The 22,522-nt window shown below is 71.0% G+C and carries 21 protein-coding genes; 8 read left to right on the top strand and 13 right to left on the bottom strand.

What is annotated here, in order from left to right:
* Positions 1–78: 78 nt before the first annotated feature.
* Positions 79–480: a hypothetical protein gene (locus tag DQ384_RS11590; RefSeq protein WP_114028726.1), complete on the bottom strand. Its 402-nt coding sequence runs from the start codon at positions 478–480 to the stop codon at positions 79–81.
* A 181-nt stretch (positions 481–661) separates the two neighbouring features.
* Between DQ384_RS11590 and DQ384_RS11595 the strand changes: the two genes are divergently transcribed.
* A complete protein-coding gene (locus DQ384_RS11595; protein ID WP_245966390.1) occupies positions 662–1,351 on the top strand; it encodes a DUF1707 SHOCT-like domain-containing protein in 690 nt (229 codons plus the stop codon).
* Positions 1,352–1,446: 95 nt separating this feature from the next.
* On the opposite strand, the gene glpX is transcribed toward DQ384_RS11595, so the two are convergent.
* Positions 1,447–2,481 carry a class II fructose-bisphosphatase gene (gene glpX / locus DQ384_RS11600; RefSeq protein WP_114028727.1) on the bottom strand — a complete coding sequence of 345 codons (1,035 nt, stop codon included), beginning with the start codon at positions 2,479–2,481 and terminating at the stop codon, positions 1,447–1,449.
* A gap of 144 nt (positions 2,482–2,625) precedes the next feature.
* On the opposite strand from glpX, the gene DQ384_RS11605 reads away from it, so the two are divergent.
* Both DQ384_RS11605 and DQ384_RS11610 read left to right on the top strand, forming a co-directional pair.
* On the top strand, positions 2,626–3,222 hold the full coding sequence (locus tag DQ384_RS11605; RefSeq protein ID WP_114028728.1) for a TetR/AcrR family transcriptional regulator: 597 nt from the start codon (positions 2,626–2,628) through the stop codon (positions 3,220–3,222).
* 70 nt (positions 3,223–3,292) lie between these two features.
* Entirely contained in the window at positions 3,293–3,865 is a 573-nt protein-coding gene (locus tag DQ384_RS11610) for a DUF4245 domain-containing protein (RefSeq protein WP_114028729.1), read from the top strand.
* Positions 3,866–3,974: 109 nt separating this feature from the next.
* Here the strand turns inward: DQ384_RS11610 and DQ384_RS11615 are convergent, their stop codons facing one another.
* The 3 genes from DQ384_RS11615 to DQ384_RS11625 are packed head-to-tail and all read right to left on the bottom strand — an operon-like array spanning position 3,975 to position 6,747.
* Positions 3,975–4,214, bottom strand: a complete 240-nt coding sequence (locus DQ384_RS11615) for an exodeoxyribonuclease VII small subunit (protein WP_114028730.1) — start codon at positions 4,212–4,214, stop codon at positions 3,975–3,977.
* 18 nt (positions 4,215–4,232) lie between these two features.
* Positions 4,233–5,459, bottom strand: a complete 1,227-nt coding sequence (gene xseA / locus DQ384_RS11620; protein WP_114028731.1) for an exodeoxyribonuclease VII large subunit — start codon at positions 5,457–5,459, stop codon at positions 4,233–4,235.
* Between the two features lie 25 nt (positions 5,460–5,484).
* Positions 5,485–6,747, bottom strand: coding sequence for a hypothetical protein (locus tag DQ384_RS11625; protein WP_114028732.1), 1,263 nt, complete (start codon positions 6,745–6,747; stop codon positions 5,485–5,487).
* Between the two features lie 186 nt (positions 6,748–6,933).
* On the opposite strand from DQ384_RS11625, the gene DQ384_RS11630 reads away from it, so the two are divergent.
* Positions 6,934–7,905: a 4-hydroxy-3-methylbut-2-enyl diphosphate reductase gene (locus DQ384_RS11630; RefSeq protein ID WP_114028733.1), complete on the top strand. Its 972-nt coding sequence runs from the start codon at positions 6,934–6,936 to the stop codon at positions 7,903–7,905.
* Positions 7,906–8,024: 119 nt separating this feature from the next.
* Here DQ384_RS11630 and DQ384_RS11635 read toward each other — a convergent pair whose 3' ends face one another.
* Genes DQ384_RS11635 through DQ384_RS11645 form a run of 3 tightly spaced genes read right to left on the bottom strand, consistent with a single transcriptional unit; the run spans position 8,025 to position 10,908 of the window.
* Positions 8,025–8,720 carry a nucleoside/nucleotide kinase family protein gene (locus DQ384_RS11635; RefSeq protein ID WP_245966391.1) on the bottom strand — a complete coding sequence of 232 codons (696 nt, stop codon included), beginning with the start codon at positions 8,718–8,720 and terminating at the stop codon, positions 8,025–8,027.
* Between the two features lie 48 nt (positions 8,721–8,768).
* On the bottom strand, positions 8,769–9,356 hold the full coding sequence (locus DQ384_RS11640) for a DUF6542 domain-containing protein (RefSeq protein WP_181871158.1): 588 nt from the start codon (positions 9,354–9,356) through the stop codon (positions 8,769–8,771).
* A 52-nt stretch (positions 9,357–9,408) separates the two neighbouring features.
* Complete coding sequence (locus DQ384_RS11645; protein ID WP_114028735.1) at positions 9,409–10,908, bottom strand: DNA recombination protein RmuC; 1,500 nt, start codon at positions 10,906–10,908, stop codon at positions 9,409–9,411.
* A gap of 72 nt (positions 10,909–10,980) precedes the next feature.
* On the opposite strand from DQ384_RS11645, the gene ychF reads away from it, so the two are divergent.
* On the top strand, positions 10,981–12,057 hold the full coding sequence (gene ychF / locus DQ384_RS11650) for a redox-regulated ATPase YchF (RefSeq protein ID WP_114028736.1): 1,077 nt from the start codon (positions 10,981–10,983) through the stop codon (positions 12,055–12,057).
* 215 nt (positions 12,058–12,272) lie between these two features.
* On the opposite strand, the gene DQ384_RS11655 is transcribed toward ychF, so the two are convergent.
* The 4 genes from DQ384_RS11655 to DQ384_RS11670 are packed head-to-tail and all read right to left on the bottom strand — an operon-like array spanning position 12,273 to position 13,868.
* Positions 12,273–12,695 (bottom strand): helix-turn-helix domain-containing protein, encoded by a 423-nt coding sequence (locus DQ384_RS11655; RefSeq protein WP_114028737.1) that lies wholly within the window; start codon positions 12,693–12,695, stop codon positions 12,273–12,275.
* Positions 12,692–12,985, bottom strand: coding sequence for a hypothetical protein (locus DQ384_RS11660; protein ID WP_114028738.1), 294 nt, complete (start codon positions 12,983–12,985; stop codon positions 12,692–12,694). The genes DQ384_RS11655 and DQ384_RS11660 overlap by 4 nt, the downstream gene beginning before the upstream one ends.
* Positions 12,982–13,581, bottom strand: a complete 600-nt coding sequence (locus DQ384_RS11665) for a hypothetical protein (protein WP_147268743.1) — start codon at positions 13,579–13,581, stop codon at positions 12,982–12,984. Before DQ384_RS11665 ends, DQ384_RS11660 begins: the two co-directional genes overlap by 4 nt.
* Positions 13,578–13,868, bottom strand: a complete 291-nt coding sequence (locus DQ384_RS11670) for a hypothetical protein (RefSeq protein ID WP_147268744.1) — start codon at positions 13,866–13,868, stop codon at positions 13,578–13,580. The genes DQ384_RS11665 and DQ384_RS11670 overlap by 4 nt, the downstream gene beginning before the upstream one ends.
* A 581-nt stretch (positions 13,869–14,449) precedes the next feature.
* Between DQ384_RS11670 and DQ384_RS11680 the strand changes: the two genes are divergently transcribed.
* On the top strand, positions 14,450–15,655 hold the full coding sequence (locus DQ384_RS11680) for a helix-turn-helix domain-containing protein (RefSeq protein WP_114028742.1): 1,206 nt from the start codon (positions 14,450–14,452) through the stop codon (positions 15,653–15,655).
* A 158-nt stretch (positions 15,656–15,813) separates the two neighbouring features.
* Here the strand turns inward: DQ384_RS11680 and DQ384_RS11685 are convergent, their stop codons facing one another.
* Positions 15,814–17,964 (bottom strand): alpha/beta hydrolase-fold protein, encoded by a 2,151-nt coding sequence (locus tag DQ384_RS11685; protein WP_114028743.1) that lies wholly within the window; start codon positions 17,962–17,964, stop codon positions 15,814–15,816.
* Positions 17,965–18,582: 618 nt separating this feature from the next.
* Between DQ384_RS11685 and DQ384_RS11690 the strand changes: the two genes are divergently transcribed.
* Both DQ384_RS11690 and DQ384_RS11695 read left to right on the top strand, forming a co-directional pair.
* A complete protein-coding gene (locus DQ384_RS11690) occupies positions 18,583–20,661 on the top strand; it encodes a transglycosylase domain-containing protein (RefSeq protein ID WP_245966407.1) in 2,079 nt (692 codons plus the stop codon).
* A gap of 956 nt (positions 20,662–21,617) precedes the next feature.
* Positions 21,618–22,439: a conjugal transfer protein gene (locus DQ384_RS11695; RefSeq protein ID WP_245966392.1), complete on the top strand. Its 822-nt coding sequence runs from the start codon at positions 21,618–21,620 to the stop codon at positions 22,437–22,439.
* Positions 22,440–22,522: the final 83 nt, after the last annotated feature.

A 22,522-nucleotide genomic window follows, 5' to 3' on the forward strand; every position in this document is an offset into this window, starting at 1 on the left:
GCAGGCGGTAGTCGTAATGCGGGTCCAGAGGTGTCAGCGTTCCGTCATCGACGTTGTCCTGCTGGGGACGACGCCGCCTCAGGGCCAGACGCGGTCGCGTGCGGGAACTTCGGGTGACGGGGAGATCTGGACGGCCCGGGTCTCCTGCACGGTGAACTCGTCCACCACGTGGCGGTTGTGGAGGAGAAAGCCGATCAGCCCGGCGACGGCCTGCGCGCCGCGCGCGGCACGCGCCTGTCCGGTCAGCAGGTAGATCTGGGGAGCGGAGAGCTTGTCCAGGTTGAAACGGTTGCCGTGCCGATGGACGTCCTGCAACGCCTTGACCGGGATCGGCCGGCGGGAGTTGAACCACACGGCGACGTCCCAGGTGATCGAGTCCGGGTCGGGATCGGCCGACTCCTCGAAGCAGGAAACGCAGCCGTCGCGGGCGTCGTACCCGTGCGGGCACGCCCAGTAGGCGGCATCGTCCTGGTGGATCACGCGGTGGGCTCCTTAAAGCGCGGGTCGGTGATCGGGCGCCCGCCGTCGAGCGGGGCCGCCGGATCGACCGAGGTCATACAATTCTGGCTGATCTTCCGTCCTGATGTGCTGACCTGGCGGTTTTCGACGGATAGCGTGGCGGGGGGTACGCCTTGGGCGTGTCGCCGGTTAGTGTCGAGACGTGGAAGCCGAGCGCGGAGCGCGCCATGATCGCTGGGGCGCCCGATGGAACCAGCAGGGCGCTCCGATCCTGCGGCAGTTCCTGGCGGGCGTGCTCAGCAGCACGCAGACCGGCCAGGGGCCGGCGCCGTCCGAGCTGCGGGCGTCCGACGACGATCGTGAGCGCGTGGTGACGGTACTGCGCGAGGCGGTGGTGGACGGACGCCTGACCCAGCTTGAGCACGAGGAGCGCGTCGAGCGCGTGTACAGCGCCCGCACGCTGGGCGAACTGGTCGTGCTGACCGCCGACCTGCTGCCCGAGGACCTCCAGCCCCTGCGCGCCGACGGCCGGCCGGTGATGGCGCTGTTCCAGAAAGAGCAGCGGGCGGGCCGCTGGGTCGTCCCCTCGCGGTACTCGGTGACGGCCGTCGGCACCGGCGTGACCCTGGACCTGCGCGAGGCGCTGCTCCAGAGCGCCCACATCACCGTGCAGGCCACGGTGGTGGGCGCGACGCTGACGCTGATCGTCCCCGAGGACGTTCACGTGGTCATCCCCGCCTCGGCCGTGCTGGCCGGGAAGAAGAACCACGTGCCCAGGTCGCCGACGCCCGGCGCGCCCGTCATCGAGATCACCGGCGTGATCATGATGGGAAATGTCGTGGCGAAATCCCCCAAGCCTCCCCGGCGGGGCTGGGGCCGCCGCCGAGACTGACGATACCGAGGACGCCTTTGCCCAAGACCCGAGAGAAGACCCGCGGTCGAGGGTGTGGGGACCAGGCCGCGCACCGAGGAAGCCCGGGCGGAAGATCAGGTGGCGGTGTCGAAGTTGATGGCGCTGTAGGCGCGCAGCTTCCAGAGCTGGTGCTCGCTCTCGACCTTGCGCACGGTGCCGGAGCGGCCGCGCATGACCAGCGAGTGCGTGACGGCGACCCCCGACCGGTACCGCACCCCGGCCATCAGCTCGCCGTCGGTGATGCCGGAGGCCGCGAAGAAGACGTCCTCCGAGGTCACCAGGTCGTCGGTGGTGAGGACACGGTCCAGGTCGTGCCCGGCTTCGAGCGCACGGCGGTGCTCGTCGTCGTCGCGCGGCCACAGCTTGCCCTGGATCACGCCGCCCAGGCACTTCAGCGCGCAGGCGGCGATGATGCCCTCGGGAGTACCGCCGATGCCCATCATCAGGTCGATGCCCGTGTCGCGCCGCGCCGCCATGATCGCCCCGGCGACGTCGCCGTCGGTGATGAACTTGATGCGCGCCCCCGTCTCGCGGATCTCCTTGACGAGCCGCTCGTGGCGGGGCCGGTCGAGCACCACCACCATGACGTCGGACGGCGAGCAGTCCTTGGCGCGGGCCACCGCCTCGATGTTGGCGGCGACGGGGGCGTTGATGTCCACCGCGTCCGCGGCCTCGGGGCCGGTCACCAGTTTGTCCATGTAGAAGACCGCCGACGGGTCGTACATCGACCCGCGCGGGCTGACCGCGATCACCGAGATGGCGTTCGGCATGCCGAGAGCGGTCAGGCGGGTGCCGTCGATCGGGTCCACGGCGACGTCGCACGCGGCGCCGCTGCCGTCGCCCACGCGCTCGCCGTTGTACAGCATGGGCGCGTTGTCCTTCTCCCCCTCGCCGATCACCACGGTGCCGTCCATGGAGACCGTATTGATCAACTGGCGCATGGCGTTCACCGCCGCGCCGTCCGCGCCGTTCTTGTCGCCGCGGCCCACCCAGCGCGCCGCGGCCATCGCCGCCGCCTCGGTGACGCGGACCAGTTCCAGTGCCAGGTTGCGGTCGGGAGCGCGCTCGCCCGTGGCGAGTGCGGGAGGTACGGACGTCTGTGCCGACATGGCGAAAAGCCCCTCTTATCCACACGAACGTCGATCGGGACGCCCTTCACAGGACCTACCAGGTTCCCTGCTTTCTAATCCAGCCGACGTCAACGATGGTAGTTGTCTCACTTCGGCGGCCGACGGGGGGATACTGTCGCCCTCATGAGCAGTGACACGGAACGACCGGTGGCAGTGCGCACCTCGGAACGCGGCGCCGCCACGCGGGTCGCGCTGCTGGACGCCGCCCGGGAGATATTCGTCACACGGGGCTTCGCCGAGGCCGGAGTCACCGACGTCGTTTCCCGTGCGGGGGCCAGCGTGGGCTCCCTGTATCACCACTTCTCCGGCAAGGCCGACCTGTACCTCACGCTCTTCGAGGAATTCCAGGTCCGCCAGACACAGCGCACCAAACACGCCGTGCAGGCGGCGCGCACCGAGGGCGAGACCGACCCGATGCGGCTGTTCATCGCCGGAGCCCGCGCCTACCTCGAAGGGTGCTTCGACGAGCGCGAGCTCGCGGCCCTGTTCCTGCGCGGGGACGGCCCGCCCGGGTTCGAGGTGATCATGCGCGACCGCATGCGCCAGTGGGCGCGGCGCAACGCCGCCCTGTTCGAGGACGACGAGGGCGCGCTGGTCGTGGTGGTCACGGGGGCGCTGGCGGCGGCCGTCTCGGAGGTCGCGCTGTCGCAGGACGTCACGGCCTCCCGCGCGCTGGCCGAGAACGTCCTGACGATCATCAGCCAGGTGCACCGCCCGTAGCCGGCCGCCGGGACGCCCAGCGGTGACGCGCGTTCCGGACCGCCGGGCGCGGCCGGTAATCTTGCTGGTTGTGGGCCGTTTCACGCAAGGTTTCTACGGGTACGCGTTCGCCCTGCTGTTCTGTCTGGCGCTCGTCGGCATCTTCCTGCTGATCACGCCGCAGAGCCGCACTCCGCACATCCCGAGGGTCGACTACTCGCTGACCGTCAGCAACCTCCGGCGCGCGGCTCCGTACGAGGTCAGGGCGCCCGAGCCGGTCCCCGCCGGATGGACGCCCAACAGCTCCGAGGTCGACCAGGACAAGTACGTCACCTGGCGGCTCGGCTTCGCGACCGCCAAGGGCTCCCACGCCCTGCTCGCCCAGAGCGACGAGCCCGGCCAGGAGTTCGCGAACCGGCTCGCCAACAGCGACAAGGTCATCGGCAGCAGGCAGATCGGCGGGCAGACCTGGCAGCAGCGCTTCCGGCAGGACAAGAACCAGCGCACGCTGGTCAGCCTCCAGCCGGGCGTCACTGTCGTGGTCACGGGGCTGGCCGACTGGGACGAGCTCACGCAGCTCGCGAGCTCGCTCAAGGCCCAGCCCAGGCTCACCACGACCCCGGCGCCGCCCGGAGGCGCCACGCCGTCCCCGATTCCGTCCTGACGGCACGCCGCCAGGATCGGGGCAGCCAGATCAGGCCGCCAGGATCAGGGCCGCCACCCAGGGCACGGCACCGCCTGGTCAGAGCGCCGGAGATCAGAGCCGCCAGGGATCAGAAAGGCGCTTCCTCGGCGTCGTCGCCCGGCTCCTCGCGGCGGGCCATCGCGGCCGCCAGCCGGACGCGCGCCCCCTGGAGCCACTCCTCGCAGATCGCGGCGAGCCGCTCGCCGCGTTCCCACAGCTCGATCGACTGCTCCAGCGTGAGCCCGCCCGCCTCCAGGCGGCGCACCACGTCCGTCAGCTCTTCGCGGGCCCGCTCGTACGACGGGGTCTCAGCTTTCTGCTCGGCCACGACCCCACCCTACGGGCATCATGAGCCGGGCTCGTCGAAGCCGGGCTTGGACACCGTGACGCCCACCCTGCCGTCGGAGAACCGCAGGCTGAGCTCCTCACCGCCGCTCACGTCCGCCGCCTGCCGCACGACCTCACCGGACGGGAACTGCACGATCGCGTAGCCGCGGTCGAGGGTGGCCGCGGGGGAGAGGGCGACCAGGCGGGCGCGCAGGTGTTCCAGGGAGTCCTCGGCGCGGTCCAGGGACGAGCCCAGGCAGCGGCGGGCGCGGTCGCGCAGGCCGTCGACCTGCTCGGCGCGGCGCTCGATCTCGCGGACCGGGTCGGCCAGCGACGGGCGCGAGCGCACCGCCGCCAGCCAGGTCGCCTCGCGGTCCAGCCCGCCCACCACCACGCGCCGCCCCCGGTCGCGCAACTGCCGGATCAGGGCCATCTGCTCGCCGACGTCGGGGACGATCTTCTTCGCCGCGTCGGTGGGCGTCGAGGCGCGCAGGTCGGCCACGAGGTCCAGCAGCGGGTTGTCCTGCTCGTGGCCGATCGCGCTGACGACGGGCGTACGGCACGCCGAGACGGCCCGGACGAGCGACTCGTCGGAGAAGGGCAACAGGTCTTCCAGCGACCCGCCGCCCCGGGCGATGACGATCACGTCGACCTCGCGGTCCGCGTCCAGCTTGTGCAGGGCCTCGGTGACCTCGGCGACGGCGTACGGCCCCTGGACCGCGACGGCCTCCACCTTGAAGCGCACGGCCGGCCAGCGGCGGCGGGCGTTCTCCAGCACGTCGCGCTCGGCCGCCGAGTCGCGGCCGCAGATCAGCCCGATCGTGCCGGGCAGGAACGGCAGGCGGCGCTTGCGGTCGGCGTTGGCGAGGCCCTCGGCCACGATGATCTGCCGCAGCCGCTCCAGCCTGGCCAGGAGCTCGCCGATGCCCACCGGGCGGATCTCCAGCGCGGTGAAGGCGAACGAGCCCCTGTTCACCCAGAAGTCCGGCTTGACCAGCACGACCACCCGGGCGCCGTCCACCGGCCTGGGGACGGCCGTCTCGTAGACGTTGCGGGGGCAGGTCACCCGGGCGGACACGTTGGCCACGGGGTCGCGCAGCGTCAGGAACACCGTGCCGCCCCGGGAGGACAGCTCGGTGATCTGCCCCTCGGCCCAGACGGTGCCGAGCTTGCCGATCCACTGCGCCACCATCTGCAACACCGAGCGGATGGGCAGCGGTTGCTCCGGTGAACTCTTCGCGGCCATGCGGGCAGCCTACAAACGATCCCGGTTACTCTCCCGCTTCCAGCTTGGCGAGGCGCTTGGCGTACATCTGGACGATGTCGTCCCGCGCGGAGGTCCTCTGCTCGTACTCCAGCAGCTCGCGGATCTGCTCGACGGACTTGCCGCGCAGGCGGGCGCGCAGGGAGGCCATGGTGAGCGCGGAGTAGCCGGGCAGGGGCTCGGCCAGGGTGGACGTGGTGCCCGCCTCCGAAGTGGGCACCGAAGTAGGCACAGAGGCGGCGGCCGTGGGCGCCGTGACCGTCGCGGGCGTCTCGGGGGTCGCCGTGGACGTCGCCGGGCCGGTCGTGGTGGCGGTGGCCTCGGCGAGCTTGCCGGCGTCCGCCTTGGGCTCGCGCGTGCGCGCCGGCTTCGGGGCCTCGGCCTGCGCGGCCTTCGCCTCGGTGGCGGCCTCGGTGGCCGGCTCGGTGGCCGGTTCGGCGGCGGGCTTGGCGGCGGGCTTGGAGGTCGTCCTGCCCGCGGGCTTCGCGGCCGGCTTGGCTGCGACCTTGGGCGCGGTGGTGGCGCGCGGCTTGCGGGTCCGCGTCGCCGGCTTCGCCGCCTCGGACGCCGCCTCCGTGGTCGTGGCCTCGCTCGCGGTCGCGGCCTTCGCCGTGTCCTCGGCTCCGGCGTCGGCGGCCACGGGCTCGGCCGCGGCCTCGGCCCGCGGCTTCACGGGGGCCGTCTCGGTGGCGGCCGGCCCGCCCGCGCTCTCGGCGGCGGGCTTGGCGGCAGGCTCGGTGGCGGGTTCCGCGACGACCGCCGCGGCGCGCTCGGCGGCCTCCGTAACCGGCTCGGCGGGCTCGGGGGCGGGCTTGACGGCCTCAGGGGCCGGCTTGGCCGCAGCCTCGGACGCCGGCTTCATCGCGGGCGCGGGCGGCGCCGGCGGAGGCGTCACGGTGGTCTCGGCCTTGGGCGCGGACCCGTTGGCGCTCTCCTCCACCGGGGCGGCGGCGCGCGGGGCGAAGATGACCGGCTCGCGCCGGGCGGGCTTGCGCACCTCCTCCTCTTCCTCCTCGTCCGGGAACAGGGACTCCACGGGCTCGGGCGCGGCCTTGGTCTCCTGCCGGGTCCGCTCGTCGTCGTTCGTGAGCAGCCGCTTGATGCCCGACCGGATGCGGTCGCTGATCATCAGCGCCTGACCGACGCCGGTGAGGGCGGTCTGCAGCACGTTGAGGGGAAGGTCCTTGGCCTTCTCCTTGAGCTCGCCGGGGTTGGTGACGGTTTGCCGGACGTTCTTGGCCATGGTGCGGACGATGTCGCTCAGTGACATGCCGGCTCCTACAAGATCTGAAAATGGACGGCCAGTCTGTCCTGAACTGTGCCGATTGAGTGCAAGGGGCGGACGGACACTGCCGTCGCACACCCCCTCAAGCATAGGAAAGCAGATAAACGGTGCGTGCCCACGTAGCACAAGCTCATGGCCTCCCGGGAATCATTGAGCACGTAGCATGAGCACATGACTTCGGAGACGCCTGCGACCCGTCGTGTCCTGGTGGCCAAGCCGCGCGGCTACTGCGCGGGGGTCGACCGCGCAGTCCAGACCGTCGAGAAGGCCCTTGAGCTGTACGGCGCGCCGATCTACGTCCGTAAGCAGATCGTCCACAACACGCACGTGGTCAAGACCCTCGAAGATCGTGGCGCGATCTTCGTCGAAGAGACCGAAGAGGTCCCCGAGGGCGCGATCGTCGTCTTCTCCGCCCACGGCGTCGCCCCGGTCGTCCACGAGGAGGCCGCGCGGCGGTCGCTGAAGACGATCGACGCGACGTGCCCGCTCGTCACCAAGGTCCACAACGAGGCCAAGCGCTTCGCCGCCGCCGACTACGACATCCTTCTGATCGGCCACGAGGGCCACGAGGAGGTCGAGGGCACGGCGGGGGAGGCTCCGGCGCACATCCAGCTCGTCGACGGGCTGGACGGCGTCCGGGGCGTGCAGGTGCGTGACCCCGAGCGGGTCGTGTGGCTGTCCCAGACCACGCTGTCGGTGGACGAGACCACCGAAACCGTCACCCGGCTGCGTGAGCGCTTCCCCAACCTGATCGACCCGCCGAGCGACGACATCTGCTACGCCACGCAGAACCGCCAGGTCGCGGTGAAGGAGATCGCCCAGGAGGCGCAGCTCGTCATCGTCGTCGGCTCCACCAACTCGTCCAACTCCAAGCGCCTGGTCGAGGTCGCCCTGGACGCCGGGGCGGACGCGTCCTACCTGGTGGACAACGCCTCCTACATCCAGGACGAGTGGCTGGAGGGCGTCACCACGGTCGGCGTGACCAGCGGCGCCTCCGTGCCCGAGGAGCTGGTGGACGGCGTGCTGGCTCGCCTCGCCGGCCACGGCTTCGCGGACGTCCAGGAGGTCGAGTCGGTGCCCGAAAGCGTCCGCTTCGCCCTCCCGCACGAACTCCGCCGCGGCCTCCGCGCCAACGCCCGCTGACCCCCGCCGTCCCCGACCCCGCCGATTGTCGCCGTCCCGAACCTGGCACTCCCGTCGGGTTCGAGGGACGACAACCCGAGGTGACTTTCCCGACTTTCCGGACTCGTAGCTGACCCGCGTCACGTCGTGTCGACGATCACGTCCGCGCGGTCGCGTACGCGGTCGGCGGTGAAGTACGCCTCCTCCTGCCGCGCCCACCGATCCCAGTGCGGGGCGTACGCCGCGCCGTCCTCGGGCCGGCCGAGCGCCCGCGCCTTCCTGATCGCGAGCGGCGCCTCCACCCAGATCAGGGCCGACACGTACGGCCGCGTGGCCAGCGCCCCGGCCCCCACACCCTCCACGACCACGACCGGCGACGGCGGCAGCTCGCGCCACTCCGCGTACGCCTCCAGCGCCCAGTCGTAGCGCCGCCAGCGCGCGGCCTCACCGGCCGCGAGGGGGCGCAGCACCCACTCCACGAGGCGGTTCACGCCGCCCAGCAGGCCGTCCCAGCCGGGATAGAGCGCGTCCATGTGGACCAGACCGGCGTCCAGCTCGGCGGCCAGCGCCCGGCCCAGCGTCGTCTTCCCCGCCCCGGACGGCCCGTCCAGGGCCACCACCCACGCCGGGCACGCCCTCTCGTCCGGGACCCGCCCCGCCCGCGCCCCCGCCCGGCCCACCTCGGCCTGTGTACGGCACGCCCTGGCCCGCGCACGCTCGGCGCGCAGCCCGGCACCCAGCTCTGCGGCCAGGCGGGCGGCGGCGATCGCTCCAGGCCCACGGTCACGCTCCGGCCCACGCTCTGGCTCACGCTCACGCGAGGAGCCGCCGGACACCCCCGCGTCGGACCCTTGCCAGCCTTGCCGGACCTTCGACAGACCTCGTCAGTCCTTGGATTCCCTCGGCGAGCCGTACACGCGCGGCTCGAAATAGCCCTCCGGCTCGGGCGCGTAGACCGGCACGTCCCCGGGCTCGGCGGCCTGCCGTCCCCGGGCCCTCGTCCCCTTACCGGCGGGGACTCCGGAGGGCTGCCTACCGGCCGGGCCGGTGGAGGCGGGCGCGGCCCGGTTCGCCCGAAGCTCGGCGCGCAGCTCGACCACGTTGTCCGCCAGGCCGCGGAACCAGGCCACCCCGAGCACCAGCACCGAGCCCGCGAACAGCCAGGGAGCACCCGCCGAAAGATCGGTGAAGAGGCCGACCCCGAGGGCCTGGATCAGCGAGGGCGCTCCGAACGTGCCGATCACGGCGCTGATCAGGGTGGCGACGAAGAACACCAGCGGCGGGGTGACGACCAGGGACAGCAGCTCGCGCGGCTGCACGAGCAGCACCGCCCCCAGGCACCCCAGGCAGAAGACCAGCCCGACGACCATCGAGGACCCGGCAGCCTCGGCGACCAGCGTGCTCACGAATATGAGCGCGATCGCTCCCCGGGCGGTCAGCCTGACGCCCGGCCGCGCTCGCTCCTGTGTCACCACTGTCGCCCCTCCCGGCCTGGTCGGCGGCATCACGGCCGGCGGGTCGGCCCTACGACGAGTCTCGCGCCAACTTACCGTTCACACGAGGGCCCGGGTACGCCCTTGCCGTCTCTTCACCAGCCGGTGGCGGGCTCTCTGCCTCCCCGCGTACCTCCCTGGCGTCTTCGACGTACGCGGTGCGCCCGGCGCCGTCGGCATGCCGGCCGTACCCGGTGTGCTCGGCGTGATCGGGGTTCACCGGTTCGCCGTCCGCCGCCGCGGCCTCCTCACGGCCCTCCTGCCCCACCTCCTCCTGGTCTTCACCGACCAGTTCCGGCATGGCGGGCTGTCTCGGCATGTCCTCGACGAGCTCCGGCGCGGGCAGCGGACCGTCCACGACACCCAGGTCGCTCAGCTTGCGGGCGCTCACCAGCACGCGGCCCTCCAGCGACCCGACGCTCTTGTTGTACGCCACCACGGCCCGGCTCAGCGCCTTGCCCACCGCGTCCACGTTGCGCCCGAGGACGCCCAGCCGCTCGTACAGCTCCTTGCCGAGATCGAACACCGCGCGCGCGTTCTCGCTCAGCGCCTGCTGCTGCCACGCGTACTGCGCCGTGCGCAGCATGGTGATCAACGTGGTGGGGGTGGCGATGTGGACGCGCCGCGCCATGGCGTGCTCCAGCAGCCCCGGGTCCCGTTCGAGGGCGGGCGACAGGAACGCCTCGCCCGGGATGAACAGGACCACGAACTCCGGAGCCGGGCTGAACGCCTGCCAGTACGCCTTGGACGCCAGCCGGTCCACGTGGTCGCGCAGGTGGCGGGCGTGGGCGTCCAGGCGCGCGTCCTGCATCTCGCTCTCGCCCGCCTCGGCGGCCTCCAGGTAGGCGGCGAGCGACACCTTGGAGTCCACGATGATGTTCTTGCCCCCCGCGAGCCGGACGACCATGTCCGGCCGTACGACGCCGTCGGCGGTGGTGGCGCTCGCCTGCTCGTCGAAGTCGCAGAACCGGGCCATCCCGGCGATCTCGGCGACCCTGCGCAATTGCAGTTCTCCCCACCGGCCCCGCGCCTCCGGCCGCCGCAGTGCCCGCACCAGGGCCGACGTCTGCGTCCTGAGCTGTTCGGAGCTCTGCCGGACGAACTCCATCTGCTTGCCCAGCTCGGCGCGGGCGACCCGGTGGCCCGTCTCGCTCTCGCGGAGCTGCTCCTGCACCTTGGCCAGGGTCTCGCGCAGGGGCGTGACGAGGTTCTCGACCGCCTGCCTGCGCTGCTCCAGATCGCCGGCCGCGTCGGCCCGAGAGGCGGCCAGGCGGCTCTCGGCCAGCTCCAGGAACCGCAGGTTGTTGACGTCCAGCGCCCGGTTCGACAGCGTCTGGAAGCGCTGGGTCATCTGCTCCTCGACGTAGGCGACCTTCTCCTCGGCGGCGACGGCCCGCGCCTCGGCGAGCGCGGCCTTCGCCTCGGCCTGCGACGCTCGCGCGCCCGCGTGCGCCCGGCCCACGACGAAGCCGATGACCAGCCCGGCCGCCAGTCCCACGGCCAGTTGGAAGGCGAGTGCCATGACGTCCATCCTCCGCATGATTCCAGTCCGCGCCCCGGCGCGTGTCCGCGCAGGGGCCGGGGCACCGTAAACTCGGCGAACGTGAGCCTGAGCATCGGCATCGTCGGCCTGCCCAACGTCGGCAAGTCCACGCTTTTCAACGCGCTGACCAAGAGCGGCAACGCGCTCGCGGCGAACTACCCGTTCGCCACGATCGAGCCCAACGTGGGCATCGTCGGCGTGCCCGACGCCCGCCTGGCGAAGCTGGCCGAGGTCTACGATTCGGCGCGCATCCTGCCGGCGAAGGTCGAGTTCGTCGACATCGCGGGCCTGGTCAAGGGTGCTTCCGAGGGGCAGGGGCGGGGCAACCAGTTCCTCGCCAACATCCGCGAGACGGACGCGATCTGCCAGGTCATCCGCGTCTTCAGCGACCCGGACGTCACGCACGTCGACGGCGAGATCTCGCCCCGGCGCGACATCGAGACGATCAACACCGAGCTGATCCTCGCCGACCTGCAGACGATCGAGAAGGCGCTGCCCCGGCTCGCCAAAGAGGCGAAGACCAACAAGGACCGCAAGGGGACGCTGGAGGCCGCCGAGGCCGCGTCCAAGGTCCTCGACACCGGCACCACGCTCTACGCCTCCGGCCTCGACCTCACCGACCTGCGCGAGCTCCACCTGCTGACGGCCAAGCCGTTCCTGTACGTCTTCAACCTCGACGCCGACGAGCTGATCGACGAGGGCCTGCGCGCCCGCCTGTCGGAGCTGGTCGCCCCGGCCGAGGCCGTCTTCCTGGACGCCAAGATCGAGTCCGAGCTGGTCGAGCTGCCGGACGACGAGGCGCTTGAGCTCCTGCAGTCGGTCGGCCAGCAGGAGTCGGGCCTGACCCAGCTCGCCCGCGTCGGCTTCGACACCCTGGGCCTCCAGACCTACCTGACGGCCGGCCCGAAGGAGACCCGGGCCTGGACGATCCGCAAGGGCGCCACCGCCCCCGAGGCCGCCGGCGTCATCCACACCGACTTCCAGCGCGGCTTCATCAAGGCCGAGGTCATCTCCTTCGACGACCTGATCGCCGCAGGCTCCATGACGGCCGCCCGCGCGGCGGGCAAGGCCCGCATCGAAGGCAAGGACTACGTGATGCGCGACGGCGACGTAGTGGAGTTCCGCTTCAACGTCTAGCACCCGTGTGGGGGTGACGGTCCTTGCGCTCATCGCGGCGGAGTCGGGGCTCCGCGGTCTCAGCCGGGGCTCATCCTCCTGCGGAGTTTTCGACCCTGGGACCGGCCGGCTTCCGAATCTGAGCCTTCGGGCTCCGCTCGCCGGTCCTGGTCGTTTCCCGGGAGGTAGGCCGCGAGTTCCTCCCTTCCATGGGTTGTCGTCGAGAGGTGGCTTGATTACCGGTCGATGCTGCCGGGACCAGGGCAGGCCGACCGTTCCGGGGCAGGAAGCGGTTCGGTCTGGACTTCCTGCTGGAGTGCGGCCTCAACAGCGGTGCGCAGGTCCGAGAAGCGGTGTAGGTGCTCTCGTACCGTGATCGGGCTTCTGCCGAGCCGTTCTGCCGCCTGAGGGATGGAAAGGCCGGAGGCCAGAAGTCCGGGCAACAGGCAATGCCAGGAGGTGTCAGCGGCCGGACCGTGCAGCCCGCGAAGGCGTAGCCGTCTGGCCTGGACACGGAAGGTGGGGTCGGCGCGGAAGTGCTGGCTGAGGGTGGCGCGGCTCACGCCCAGGACGCCGACCGCGGACTTGAACGTCATTCCGCCCTTCACCAGGACCAGGAACTTCCCGTGCCAGGTGGTGTCGCGGCGTCGGGCCATCATCGGGCACGTCCGAGGAGGAGTTGTTCCCACAGGTCGGCTATCTGCGCGTACCGCAGGCGAGGGCTCTGGACGGCCGTGTGGCCGGGGTCCGTGCGCTCGATGTAGCCCCGGCCGCCCGCCGTGATCAGGTAGTACACCACCGGCCTGCACTCACAGGTCCAGCGCAGCACCCGCCGCCGATCCTCGGCCTGCGTCGCGGGTTGCCAGTCGATCGGCGCGCAGCCGGGGTCCGGCTCCATCACATGGAACCCGTGCCCGGCGGCGCCGTCGGTCGGTTTGAGCGGCGTCACGATGCTTGGTCCCGGTTCGCGCGGCCGGTGACCACCTCGGCGCAGTCCTGGCACATCCGCACGCCCGGCATCCAGATGACGCGCGACCTGGCTATGTCCGCGACGGTCGCGAGGATGCCGCACGCGGCGGCGGCCTCGGCCCGAGGGACGGCGCCGGGCCACGGCACGGCATGCTCGGCGAAGGAGCCGGTGACCAGCGCCACGGCGTACAACTGCCCGGCGCGGGACCGGCCGGCGTCCGGCCGAGCGGTGCGCGCTGGGTCGCTGTGCGCTGCGTCGGTGTTCGGCCGGCCGGTCTGCGCTCGGTGGGCCTGCGGCCGGTCGGTGAGCGCTTGGTCGGTGAGCGCTCGATGGGGGTGCGGCCGGTCACTGTTCGCCCGGTCACTGTTCGGCCGGTCATCGTATGGCCGGTCGAGGTCGAGCGCGTCGCCCACGCCTTGCGGCCGCTCCCGCGTGCGTTGCCCGGTGGTGGGCGGGAAGTAACCGCCCACCGAGATCCACGCACCCGGCCCGAAGCCGTACGGATCACCGATATCAGGACCAAGGGACTCTGCGGCCTTGGCCGGTTCGGTGGTGTTCTGGTCCGGGGTCGTCATGCCACCCACGCCCATGCCCGGTCCAGCCCGGCCAGTGGACCCAACTCGGCCTCGCGCATCAGATCGCGGAGTTCCTCCACCGTGGCGGCTTCGACCCGCAAGGGCGACGGCGCGTTCCAGACGGCGATGGCGACGAATCTGCGGATGCCGACTCCGTACATGACGAACCAGGCGGGTTCCATCTGGTCGACCTGGCAGGCCGCCGCCTGCTTGGCCAGATCCCAGCGCCGAGGCTCCACCCGGACGACCGGCCCCCCGATACGGTGCCGCCCCGCTTCCCGGCTCACGCCGCAGCCCCAGACCGGTACGCCGGGGTGCCGTACGGCTCGCGCCGATACGGCCCACGCGGGTCGGGCGTGACCCGGTCGGGGGAGCGGCGCCCACCGGACGAAGTCGTGACCGGCAGGGGGCGCGCGTGCCTGCCGGGGCGAGGTGCCACAGGTGGCTGGAGCTTCAGCGGACGTACGGGGGCCGCCGCTGGGAGCGACGCGCCCAGCCCCAGGCGACGCCGAGCGTCGAGCCGGGCGCGCATCTGCGCCGGGGTCGGCTGCTCCCACTGGTGGTGGCGGCGGTGGGGCAGGCTGGAGGCGTCGTGCGCGTATGGCGGGTGCCCGCACCAACGACACCCGAGCGGCAACGGCGGGGCATCGGCCCCCCAGCGGATCCTAGTCTTAGGCATGGGTCAGGACCTCGATTCCTGATCAAGGCCCCGGAGCCTCGGTGTTACCGCACCGGGCCGGGGCCGCCAAGCGGTTTGCATGACGTGGCTGCCATGCAAACAGGCGGCCGGTTACCGTGGCAGAGTTGACCTGTTGCTCTCCGTGGCGAGTCAACATGGTCAACACCCGTCGACTCCCCAGGACAGGCCATGACGATGACCTTCGGTGAGCGGATGCGAGCCCTTATGGGTGAGCGCGGGATGTCGCTGCGCGGGCTCGCCAGGACGATCCATTACGACGTCGGTTACCTGTCAAAGGTCGCCAATGACCGTAAGCGCCCGTCACTTCAGGCGGCCCAGAGGATCGACGGCGCGTTGGAGGCGGGCGGCGAGTTGGTCGCGCTCGAGCGGTCCGGTGTTTCGTCCGGTATGTGGGACGGGGACTTCGCCTTCGATGACGAGATCAATGCTCTGGAGTTCGCGGAGCGCGTCGCCGCGAGCGATGTCGGTAATGAGACGCTGACCAGGCTGGAACTGGCCATTGACGATCTGGCGACGGCTTATCCGAGTACGCCACCGGGAGAACTCCTCGAACGCGTGCGCCGATACTTGTCCTACGTCGTGCGACTGATCGATGCACGCAAAACGCTTTCCGAGCATCGACGACTGCTCGTCGTCGGTGGCTGGCTCTCTCTGCTCGCGTCGACATGCCACATCGACTTGCGTCAGTTCCCCGCCGCCACAGCCCGTCTTCGAACGGCTGCTCAGATGGCCAGGGAAACCGAGCACGCGGAGATCGCGGCTTGGTGCCTGGAGACCGAGGCGTGGCAGGCGGTCACGAATGGCGACTACCGCCGGGCCCTGAGCCTGACCCAGGGCGCGCAGACGGTCGCACCGCGAGGAGGCTCGGCGTACATCCAGGCGACCGCCCAAGAGGCCAGAGTGTGGGCGCGCCTGGGTGCGGGGCCGGAGACCCGTGATGCGCTGGACCGCGTCGCCGCTCTGGTCTCCCCGCTGCCGATGCCAGACCGCCCCGAGCACCACTACCGGTACGACCCCGCGAAAAGCGATGCCTATATCGCGACGACCCTGTCGTGGCTCGGTGATCGGGCGGCCGAGCCGTACGCGCGGCAGGTGATCGCGCGCATGGAATCCACCAAGGATGGCTCACCGCGTCCACGCAGAGCGGTGAGTGCGCGTCTTGACCTGGCCCTGGCCCTCCTCGCCTCCGAGCAATTCGATGAGGCAGGGCAGCTCACGCTGATGGCCGTCACCAGTGGCCTGCTTGTGCCTTCGAACTACTGGCGAGCCCGCGAGGTGATCACGACCATCGAAGCACACCGCATGCCCGCATCCGTCGAGCTACGCGAGGCATTCCGGGAACTGTATGCGCCCACTCGTTCAGACCAGGGGTGACATCTGACGCCGACAGAACCCGTCCGTGATGGGTCCCCGGCAACGCCGCTCACCCACGGATCGGCGCAGACCTGAGGGATTGTCCTTGCGCAGCCCCTGGGAACGCAGCCCGAGCCGGAGCGCCTCCAAGGCGCGGAGGCGAGGACCCTGTTGTTCGGTCAGGGGGTGGGGAGGCCGGTCGTTGGGGTTAGCAGGGTGGTGAAGACGTCGCCGTTGCCCGGGGCGGGGGCGCCGGGGGTCGTGCCGTAGGTGAGGCCGGTGACGAGGATCTTGCCGTTCGGGGCGGGGGCGGCGAACAGGTTGGGTTCGGCGAACGGGTCCACGCCGTCGTCGCGCGCCGTGCCGAACTGCGCCGCCGCCACCTGCTTGCCCTGGCCGGACAGGCGCACGGTCAGGATGTCGGCCTGTCCCGCCATCACGCCGACCCGGCCACGGGTGTACCCGACGACCTCGGCCTCGCCGCCGGGCAGCGGCACTACGCCCGCCCCCGCGTCCGTGGCGGGCGTCGCGAGGGTGGTGGTCCACTTCTGCTTGCCGGCGGTGGTGTAGGCGACGGCGAGCAGGTCGCCGCCGACGGCGCCGGTCGCGAGCACCAGTCCGCCGGTCGTGACCGTCACGGCGTTCAGGCGGTCGTCGCCGGCGCCGCCCGCCGTGGTCGTCCAGCGCCTGGTCCCGTCGGCGTCGTACCGGGCGATCCAGCCGTCCTGGCCGCCGAGCGCCGTGGTGCCCGGGAGCCCCGCCGGTCCGCCGCCGACCACGTACGCGCCGGTGGCGTCGGCGGCCACGCCGTACGCCTTGTCCTCGCCGGGGCCGCCGAGCTGGCGGACCCAGGCGACCTGCCCGCCGGGCGTGACACGGGCGAGGATGGCGTCCTTGTCGCCGCTGTTCGCGCCGGACAGCGCGCCCTTGGTGTACCCGGCGAGGTACGCCCCTCCGTCGGAGGTGGCCGCCAGGCCGTAGACCCGGTCCGCCGTGCCGGGCGCGCCGAACTGGGTCAGCCACCGCACGTCGCCGTCCGCGTCCAGGCGGACGGCGAAGGCGTCGTCCGTGGTGCTGCCCGGATGGTGACCGTCCAGGTCGCCCTTGGTGTACCCGGCGGCGATGACGCCGCCGTCGGGCAGCGCGGCCACGCCGTACAGGCGCTCGTCGGCGGCCGTGCCGAGCTGCCGGGTCCACCGGGCCGCGCTGTCGGGGCCGAGGCGGGACAGCACGACGTCAAGCCCGCCCGCGTGGCTCTGGCCGTTCACCGCGCCGCTAGCCGCGTACCCGAGCGTGGTGGAGCCGTCGGCGTGGGAAGCGGCGCCGCCCGCCCAGTCGGTGCCGGGGGTGCCATGCAGCGGAGCGGGCAGTCCCGCCGGGGGGACGACGCTCAGCACGGGACCGAGATCGGCCATGCCCTGCTCGAAGGCCGCTCCCCACACGCTCCAGTCGTGTCCGCCGTCGAGGATGCGCATCTGGGCCGAGACGCCCGGCACCCGGCGCGCGGCGTTGTAGAGGGCCTCGGACTCGAAGTCGAGGTCGTGCCGGGCGTCGGCGGGGTCGGGGTTGGCGTACTCGTCGTCGCCCACCGCGATGAACAGCCGCACGGGCAGGTCGGGGTCGACCTCGGTCAGGAGCCGCGGGTAGTTGAGACGCTGGTACACCTCGTCGTCGAACTTCTCGCCGCCCAGCCCGAACGCGCCGTAGTCGCGGGTCGACGAGTCGCCGGGCGGCAGCGGGGTGTAGGCGGCGGGGCTCAGCACCAGGGCGCCTGAGAACAGGTCCTGGTGGGCCAGCGCGTACCGCAGCGCGCCCGCGCCGCCCATGGAGTAGCCGCCGACGATCCGCGCGGTGCGGATCGCCGCGGTGCGGTAGGTGGCGTCCACGTGCTTCACCAGGTCGCGGGTGAGCGCGGTTTCCACCGGCCTGCCGGGTACGTCGCTTCCGGTGTACCGCGAGTCCACGTACCAGCTGCCGCGTTCGCTCCACGGGGCGTCGGGCATCACCGCGATGAGCGGGGGGATCCGTTTGGCCTGGATCATCTCGTCCAGGGTCTGCTTGGCCTGGGTCCAGGACTGCAGCGAGTCGCCTCTGCCGTGCAGCAGGTACAGCACCGGGTAGCGCTGGTCACCCCGTGCGTAACCGGCGGGCAGGTACACGTTGTAGGCGATCGGCTCGCCGAGCGCGGCGGAGTGCGCCGAGGAGGCGGTGATCGTGCCGGTCTTCGCCCTGCCTCCCCGCGCCTCGGCGGGCATCACCGTGTACGCCGTGCATACCGTGAGCACCAGGGCCGCCAGGACACCGAGCACCCGCCATCGCGAAACGACCATCTGGTCACTCCTTCACCGGGGCCGGAGGGGCCCGGTCCGAGGGCTGGCGCGGCTACTGTAAACGTTTACAGTCACGCTCCGGCCCGACACGTCTTGGGTTAAGAGGTTTCCGGTGAGTTTCGCGGGCCGTTTCGGCCGTGTCAATAGGGCAATTCAGTCACGGCACCTGAAACCACACCCGTCGATATCCGCCGAGCCCATGCTCGGTGACGCGGCAGCCCTTCGGGCGAGGGCGAGGGCGAGGGGACGGGAACCCCGGCGGACACTGCCCGAGCCGGGAAGGGCGCCGAGGGCCGGAGGGGAGGGCCGTCCGTCGTGCGACACTCGCCTCCGCGGCCGTGGCCGGCCGTGCGCGGCGCGTCTGGTACCGGGTGTGAGCTGCGGTGATACCTGTGCCGATATCAGTCTGAACTTGATGAGGATATTAATCATCTATAGGTATGTTCATGTTTCCTCATGTCTCTGAGGGACGACGGCTAGGAAGAGGAAGAAGCTGTGTTGGGGGATCGGTCGGGCGCCGGGGCGAAGATCGGGCGGCTTGTCGCCATCGGGGCGGCGGCGGGGGTGCTGGTCGCGGGGATCGCGTTGCCGGCGATCGGAGGTGCGGGGTTCGGGCTGATGTCGGCGGCCAACGAGGTCAACCTGAAACCGGAGGACCTCCACGAGCCGCCGCCCGCCGAGGTCTCGATCGTCCAGGACGCCAAGGGCAACGAGATCGCGCGGTTCTACGAGCAGTACCGCGAGGTCGTCGGCCTGGACGCCATCGCCCCGATCATGCGGACCGCGATCGTCTCGATCGAGGACTACCGCTTCTACCAGCACGGCGCGATCGACCTTGAGGGCACGATGCGCGCGCTGGCCACGAACCTGCGGTCCGGAGGGGTGAGCCAGGGCGGGTCGAGCATCACGCAGCAGTACGTCAAGCAGGTGCTGCTCAACGCGGCCGGCACCGAGAAGGAGAAGAACCAGGCGCTGGAGGCGAGCTACGCGCGCAAGCTCAAGGAGCTGCGCTACGCGATGGGCGTCGAGCAGAAGTACACCAAGGACGAGATCCTCGCCAAGTACCTCAACATCGCGTATTTCGGCGCGGGCGCCTACGGGGTCGAGGCGGCCGCCAAGCGGTTCTTCGGTGTCAGCGCGAAGGAACTCACCCTGCCGCAGGCGGCGACGCTGGCGGGCGCCGTCCAGGACCCCAACGCCACCGACCCCAATCTGGGCAAGAAGCAGCGTGAGCGGCTGCTGAACCGGCGCAACGTCGTCCTGAACCGGATGGCCGAGCTGGGCGAGATCACCACGGCCGAGGCGGCGCAGGCGAAGGGCACCAAACTCGGCTACAAGGGTACGAAGCTCCCCGGAGGCTGCGAGGCCAGCAAATATCCGTACTTCTGCATCTATGTGCGTAACGAAATCCTGAGCAACCCCGACTTCGGCGCGACCACGAAGGCGCGCGTGGACTTCCTCAACCGGGGCGGGCTGACGATCAAGACGACGATCGACCCGGCCATGCAGGCCGCCGCGGACAAGGCGATCAAGAAGTGGGTCAACCCGTCGGACAACCCCGTCGCGGCCGAGGCCCTGGTCCAGCCGGGCACCGGCGCGATCAAGGCCATGGCCGCCAGCAGGAAGTACGGCCGGAGCAAGGCCCGCAACGAGATGTCCTACAACCTCGTCGCGGACGCGGCGCACGGCGGCGGCATCGGCTTCCAGGCGGGATCGACCTTCAAGACGTTCACCCTGCTCACGGCCCTGGAGAAGGGCTACAAGATCGACGACGGCATCAGCGCGGGGGCCGGCTTCCGCGCGTCGGGGTACTCGGCGTTCAAGGACTGCAAGGGCCAGAACATCGGCGACCCGACTCACACGGTCACGAACGACGAGGGCTCGCCCGGCTGGAAGACCCTGCAGACCGGCACCTGGCAGTCGGTGAACACGTTCTTCATGGAGCTGGAGCAGCGCGTCGGGCTCTGTGACACGGTCAAGACCGCACAGTCGCTGGGCATCCACCGCTCCGACGGCGGCAAGCTCCAGCAGTACGAGACGTTCACGCTCGGCATCAACGAGATGGACCCGGTCACCGTGGCCACCGCGTACGCCGCGATCGGCGCCCGCGGCCGGTACTGCGCGCCCATGGCGATCAGCCAGATCACCGACCGGGACGGGAAGGTCAGCACGTACAGGCCCAAGTGCAAGCAGGCCCTCGACCCCGAGGTCGCCGACGCGGCGGCCGACGTGCTGTCGGGCGTGTTCACCAAGGGCACGATGCGGGCCGTGGGCGGAATCGGCCGCGACGCGGCGGGCAAGACCGGCACGACCGACGGGTACGCCAGCGCGTGGTTCGCCGGGTTCACCCCGGATCTCGCGGGCGCGGTGAGCATCGGCGACCCGCGTGGCTCGCAGCAGCACAAGCTGATCGGCGTCACGATCGGCGGCCGTTACTACGGCTCGGTGTTCGGCGCGAGCATCCCGGGTCCGATCTGGAAGGACACGATGCTGGCGGCACTGAAGAACGTCGAGCCGACGCCGTTCACCCCCATCAACGCGGACCGGTTCGGCGGCTGCGGCCAGAGCTGCCGTCCCGCGCCGCCCGCCGCCGACCCCACCACCGAGGGCAACGACCCCAACGTCTTCAACGTCCCCAACGGCCCTGACGGCGGCGCCGGCGCGGGCCTCCTGGGCACCCCGAACACGAGAGGGTGAGGCAGGGCCGGCCGCGCGGTCGCGCCCTGCTCGGGGTCACCGCGAGTGCCGGGGTCGACGCCGCCGCGCCGATCGGCGCGGCGGCCCGGCGGCTGGAGGAACTCACCCGGCAGCCGGAGCCTGACCTGCGGATTCGAGCGGGTAGTAAGGCGTGGCCGTCAGGTAATCCAGGTGGGCTCGCCTGGACGCGTACTCTCCTTTGTTTGGGTCGGTTGTGTGCCTCTGCGGGGGTCGGCGGCCGCGGGTGTGGCCGCCAGGCGTCGTGCGCGCGTGGGCGGCCTTGCGGAAGGGAGGTCGGTGCGTGCGGACGTGTCGCAGTCTCGCGACCGGTCCCGGCGCCCTCGTTCCCGCACAGAGTGTTCTCGTCCACACGCGGAGCACGGAGAACTTGGTACGGATCGACTCGCGCGGTGCGATTAGATGGTTGAGCAGGAGTTATGCCTCTGTCGCATGCCGCGTTCATGGCGTTCTTGTGTCTGGTGCGAGCTTTGTCCCTAATGCGAACTTTGTCGCGGAGGTCGATGGTGGCTCGCGTACGGACGCAGGCCTCGCGTGCTGCGTGAACTGGGCGGTCGCGTTCCCGAAACCGGAGGAAGACCGACTTGGTCTGCTACGGCGATGCCTGCAGCATGGGCGTGGCTTTCCTGGAACAATTGGTGAGACGGCTAAAGTGAATACTTCACCATGGATAACAGGATCGATAGTAAGACGAGAGCGCGCCAGCCGGGGGGATCGGCGCGAGCGGAGGCGTGATGGCTCGCAGGTCAAACGTCCAGAACGGTCCGCGGACCGCTGGCGAAAGCGAGCATTCGACGTACCCTCCCTCGCCCTACGACCCGGACCCTGAGCGCGTGCCGGCACGTGGCAGGAGCGCGGTTCGCCGCGGTGGCTGGTCCGGCGGGGGCGGGCGGTGGCTCGTCTGGACGGGCAGGATCGTCCTGTGGGCCCTGATCGTCGTGATCGTGGTCAACGGCGTGCGCGCGCCCATCGACCGGCTGACCCAGTCGGACACGCCCGCCGGCACGGCGGCGACCCCGACGGGCTCCGGCTTCCCGGAGAAGGAGGCGGAGGCGTTCGTCAGCCAGTTCGCGAACGCCTATCTCAACTTCGACGGGGCGAAGCCGGACGACCGCGCTGAGCGGTTGAAGCCGTTTCTTCCCGATGGGGCGGCCGATCGCCAATTGGGGTGGAATGGTTTTGGCAGAATGTCCGCCGGCACTTTTCAGCTGGCGGACATAGAGGTCCAGGACGCACAAAATGCGGTCGTGACGGTTTACGCCCAATCGGGACCGCAGCGCTGGAAGCTTTCCGTCCCGGTTTACACCTCGGGCGGCAGTTTCGTGGTCTCCGGTGAGCCCGCCCTGCTGCCGGCCGGCGGTCCCGCCGGGCTTCCCCAGGTGGCCGAGCCCGAACACGACGAAACCGCCGAAGCCGAGCTGCGCCCGCAACTCGAGGGCTTCTTCAAGGCGTACGCCCTCGGGGATGCCACCCAATTGCAGCGATATGTCGTTCAGGGTGTGACGCTGGAAGGCTTCGGCAACAAGCTCACCCTGGTCGAGCTGAAGAGCGTCACCGCTCCGCCGGGGGGCACCAGCCGCGAGATCACCGCCGTCGTCACGTGGGGCATGCCGACGACGGCCACCGCCTCGCCGGCCGCGACCGCCGATCCCAGCGGGCAGTCCGCCGGCCTGGAGCAGGCGTACCGGCTCACCGTCGAGAAGCAAGGCGACAACTGGTACATCAAGGACATCCGCGGCGCCACCCGGTCTACAGGATGAGGCCGGGAGCCGCCATGACGAGCGAGGGAGCAGAAAAGGTAACGCGACGACGCGGGACCGCCTCGCGGACCGCCCGGCGCGAC

Origin of the sequence: Sphaerisporangium album, assembly GCF_003323745.1 — a bacterium.
In the GTDB taxonomy this organism is placed as follows: domain Bacteria; phylum Actinomycetota; class Actinomycetes; order Streptosporangiales; family Streptosporangiaceae; genus Sphaerisporangium; species Sphaerisporangium album.

What these genes read in the sequence shown, in the direction of transcription:
- glpX (WP_114028727.1), bottom strand. Translation starts at nt 2,481, where the DNA reads ATGTCGGCACAGACGTCCGTACCTCCCGCACTCGCCACGGGCGAGCGC.
- DQ384_RS11605 (WP_114028728.1), top strand. Translation starts at nt 2,626, where the DNA reads ATGAGCAGTGACACGGAACGACCGGTGGCAGTGCGCACCTCGGAACGC.
- xseA (WP_114028731.1), bottom strand. Translation starts at nt 5,459, where the DNA reads ATGGCCGCGAAGAGTTCACCGGAGCAACCGCTGCCCATCCGCTCGGTG.
- DQ384_RS11625 (WP_114028732.1), bottom strand. Translation starts at nt 6,747, where the DNA reads ATGTCACTGAGCGACATCGTCCGCACCATGGCCAAGAACGTCCGGCAA.
- DQ384_RS11630 (WP_114028733.1), top strand. Translation starts at nt 6,934, where the DNA reads ATGACTTCGGAGACGCCTGCGACCCGTCGTGTCCTGGTGGCCAAGCCG.
- DQ384_RS11645 (WP_114028735.1), bottom strand. Translation starts at nt 10,908, where the DNA reads ATGGACGTCATGGCACTCGCCTTCCAACTGGCCGTGGGACTGGCGGCC.
- DQ384_RS11655 (WP_114028737.1), bottom strand. Translation starts at nt 12,695, where the DNA reads ATGATGGCCCGACGCCGCGACACCACCTGGCACGGGAAGTTCCTGGTC.
- DQ384_RS11665 (WP_147268743.1), bottom strand. Translation starts at nt 13,581, where the DNA reads ATGACGACCCCGGACCAGAACACCACCGAACCGGCCAAGGCCGCAGAG.
- DQ384_RS11680 (WP_114028742.1), top strand. Translation starts at nt 14,450, where the DNA reads ATGACGATGACCTTCGGTGAGCGGATGCGAGCCCTTATGGGTGAGCGC.
- DQ384_RS11685 (WP_114028743.1), bottom strand. Translation starts at nt 17,964, where the DNA reads ATGGTCGTTTCGCGATGGCGGGTGCTCGGTGTCCTGGCGGCCCTGGTG.
- DQ384_RS11690 (WP_245966407.1), top strand. Translation starts at nt 18,583, where the DNA reads ATGTCGGCGGCCAACGAGGTCAACCTGAAACCGGAGGACCTCCACGAG.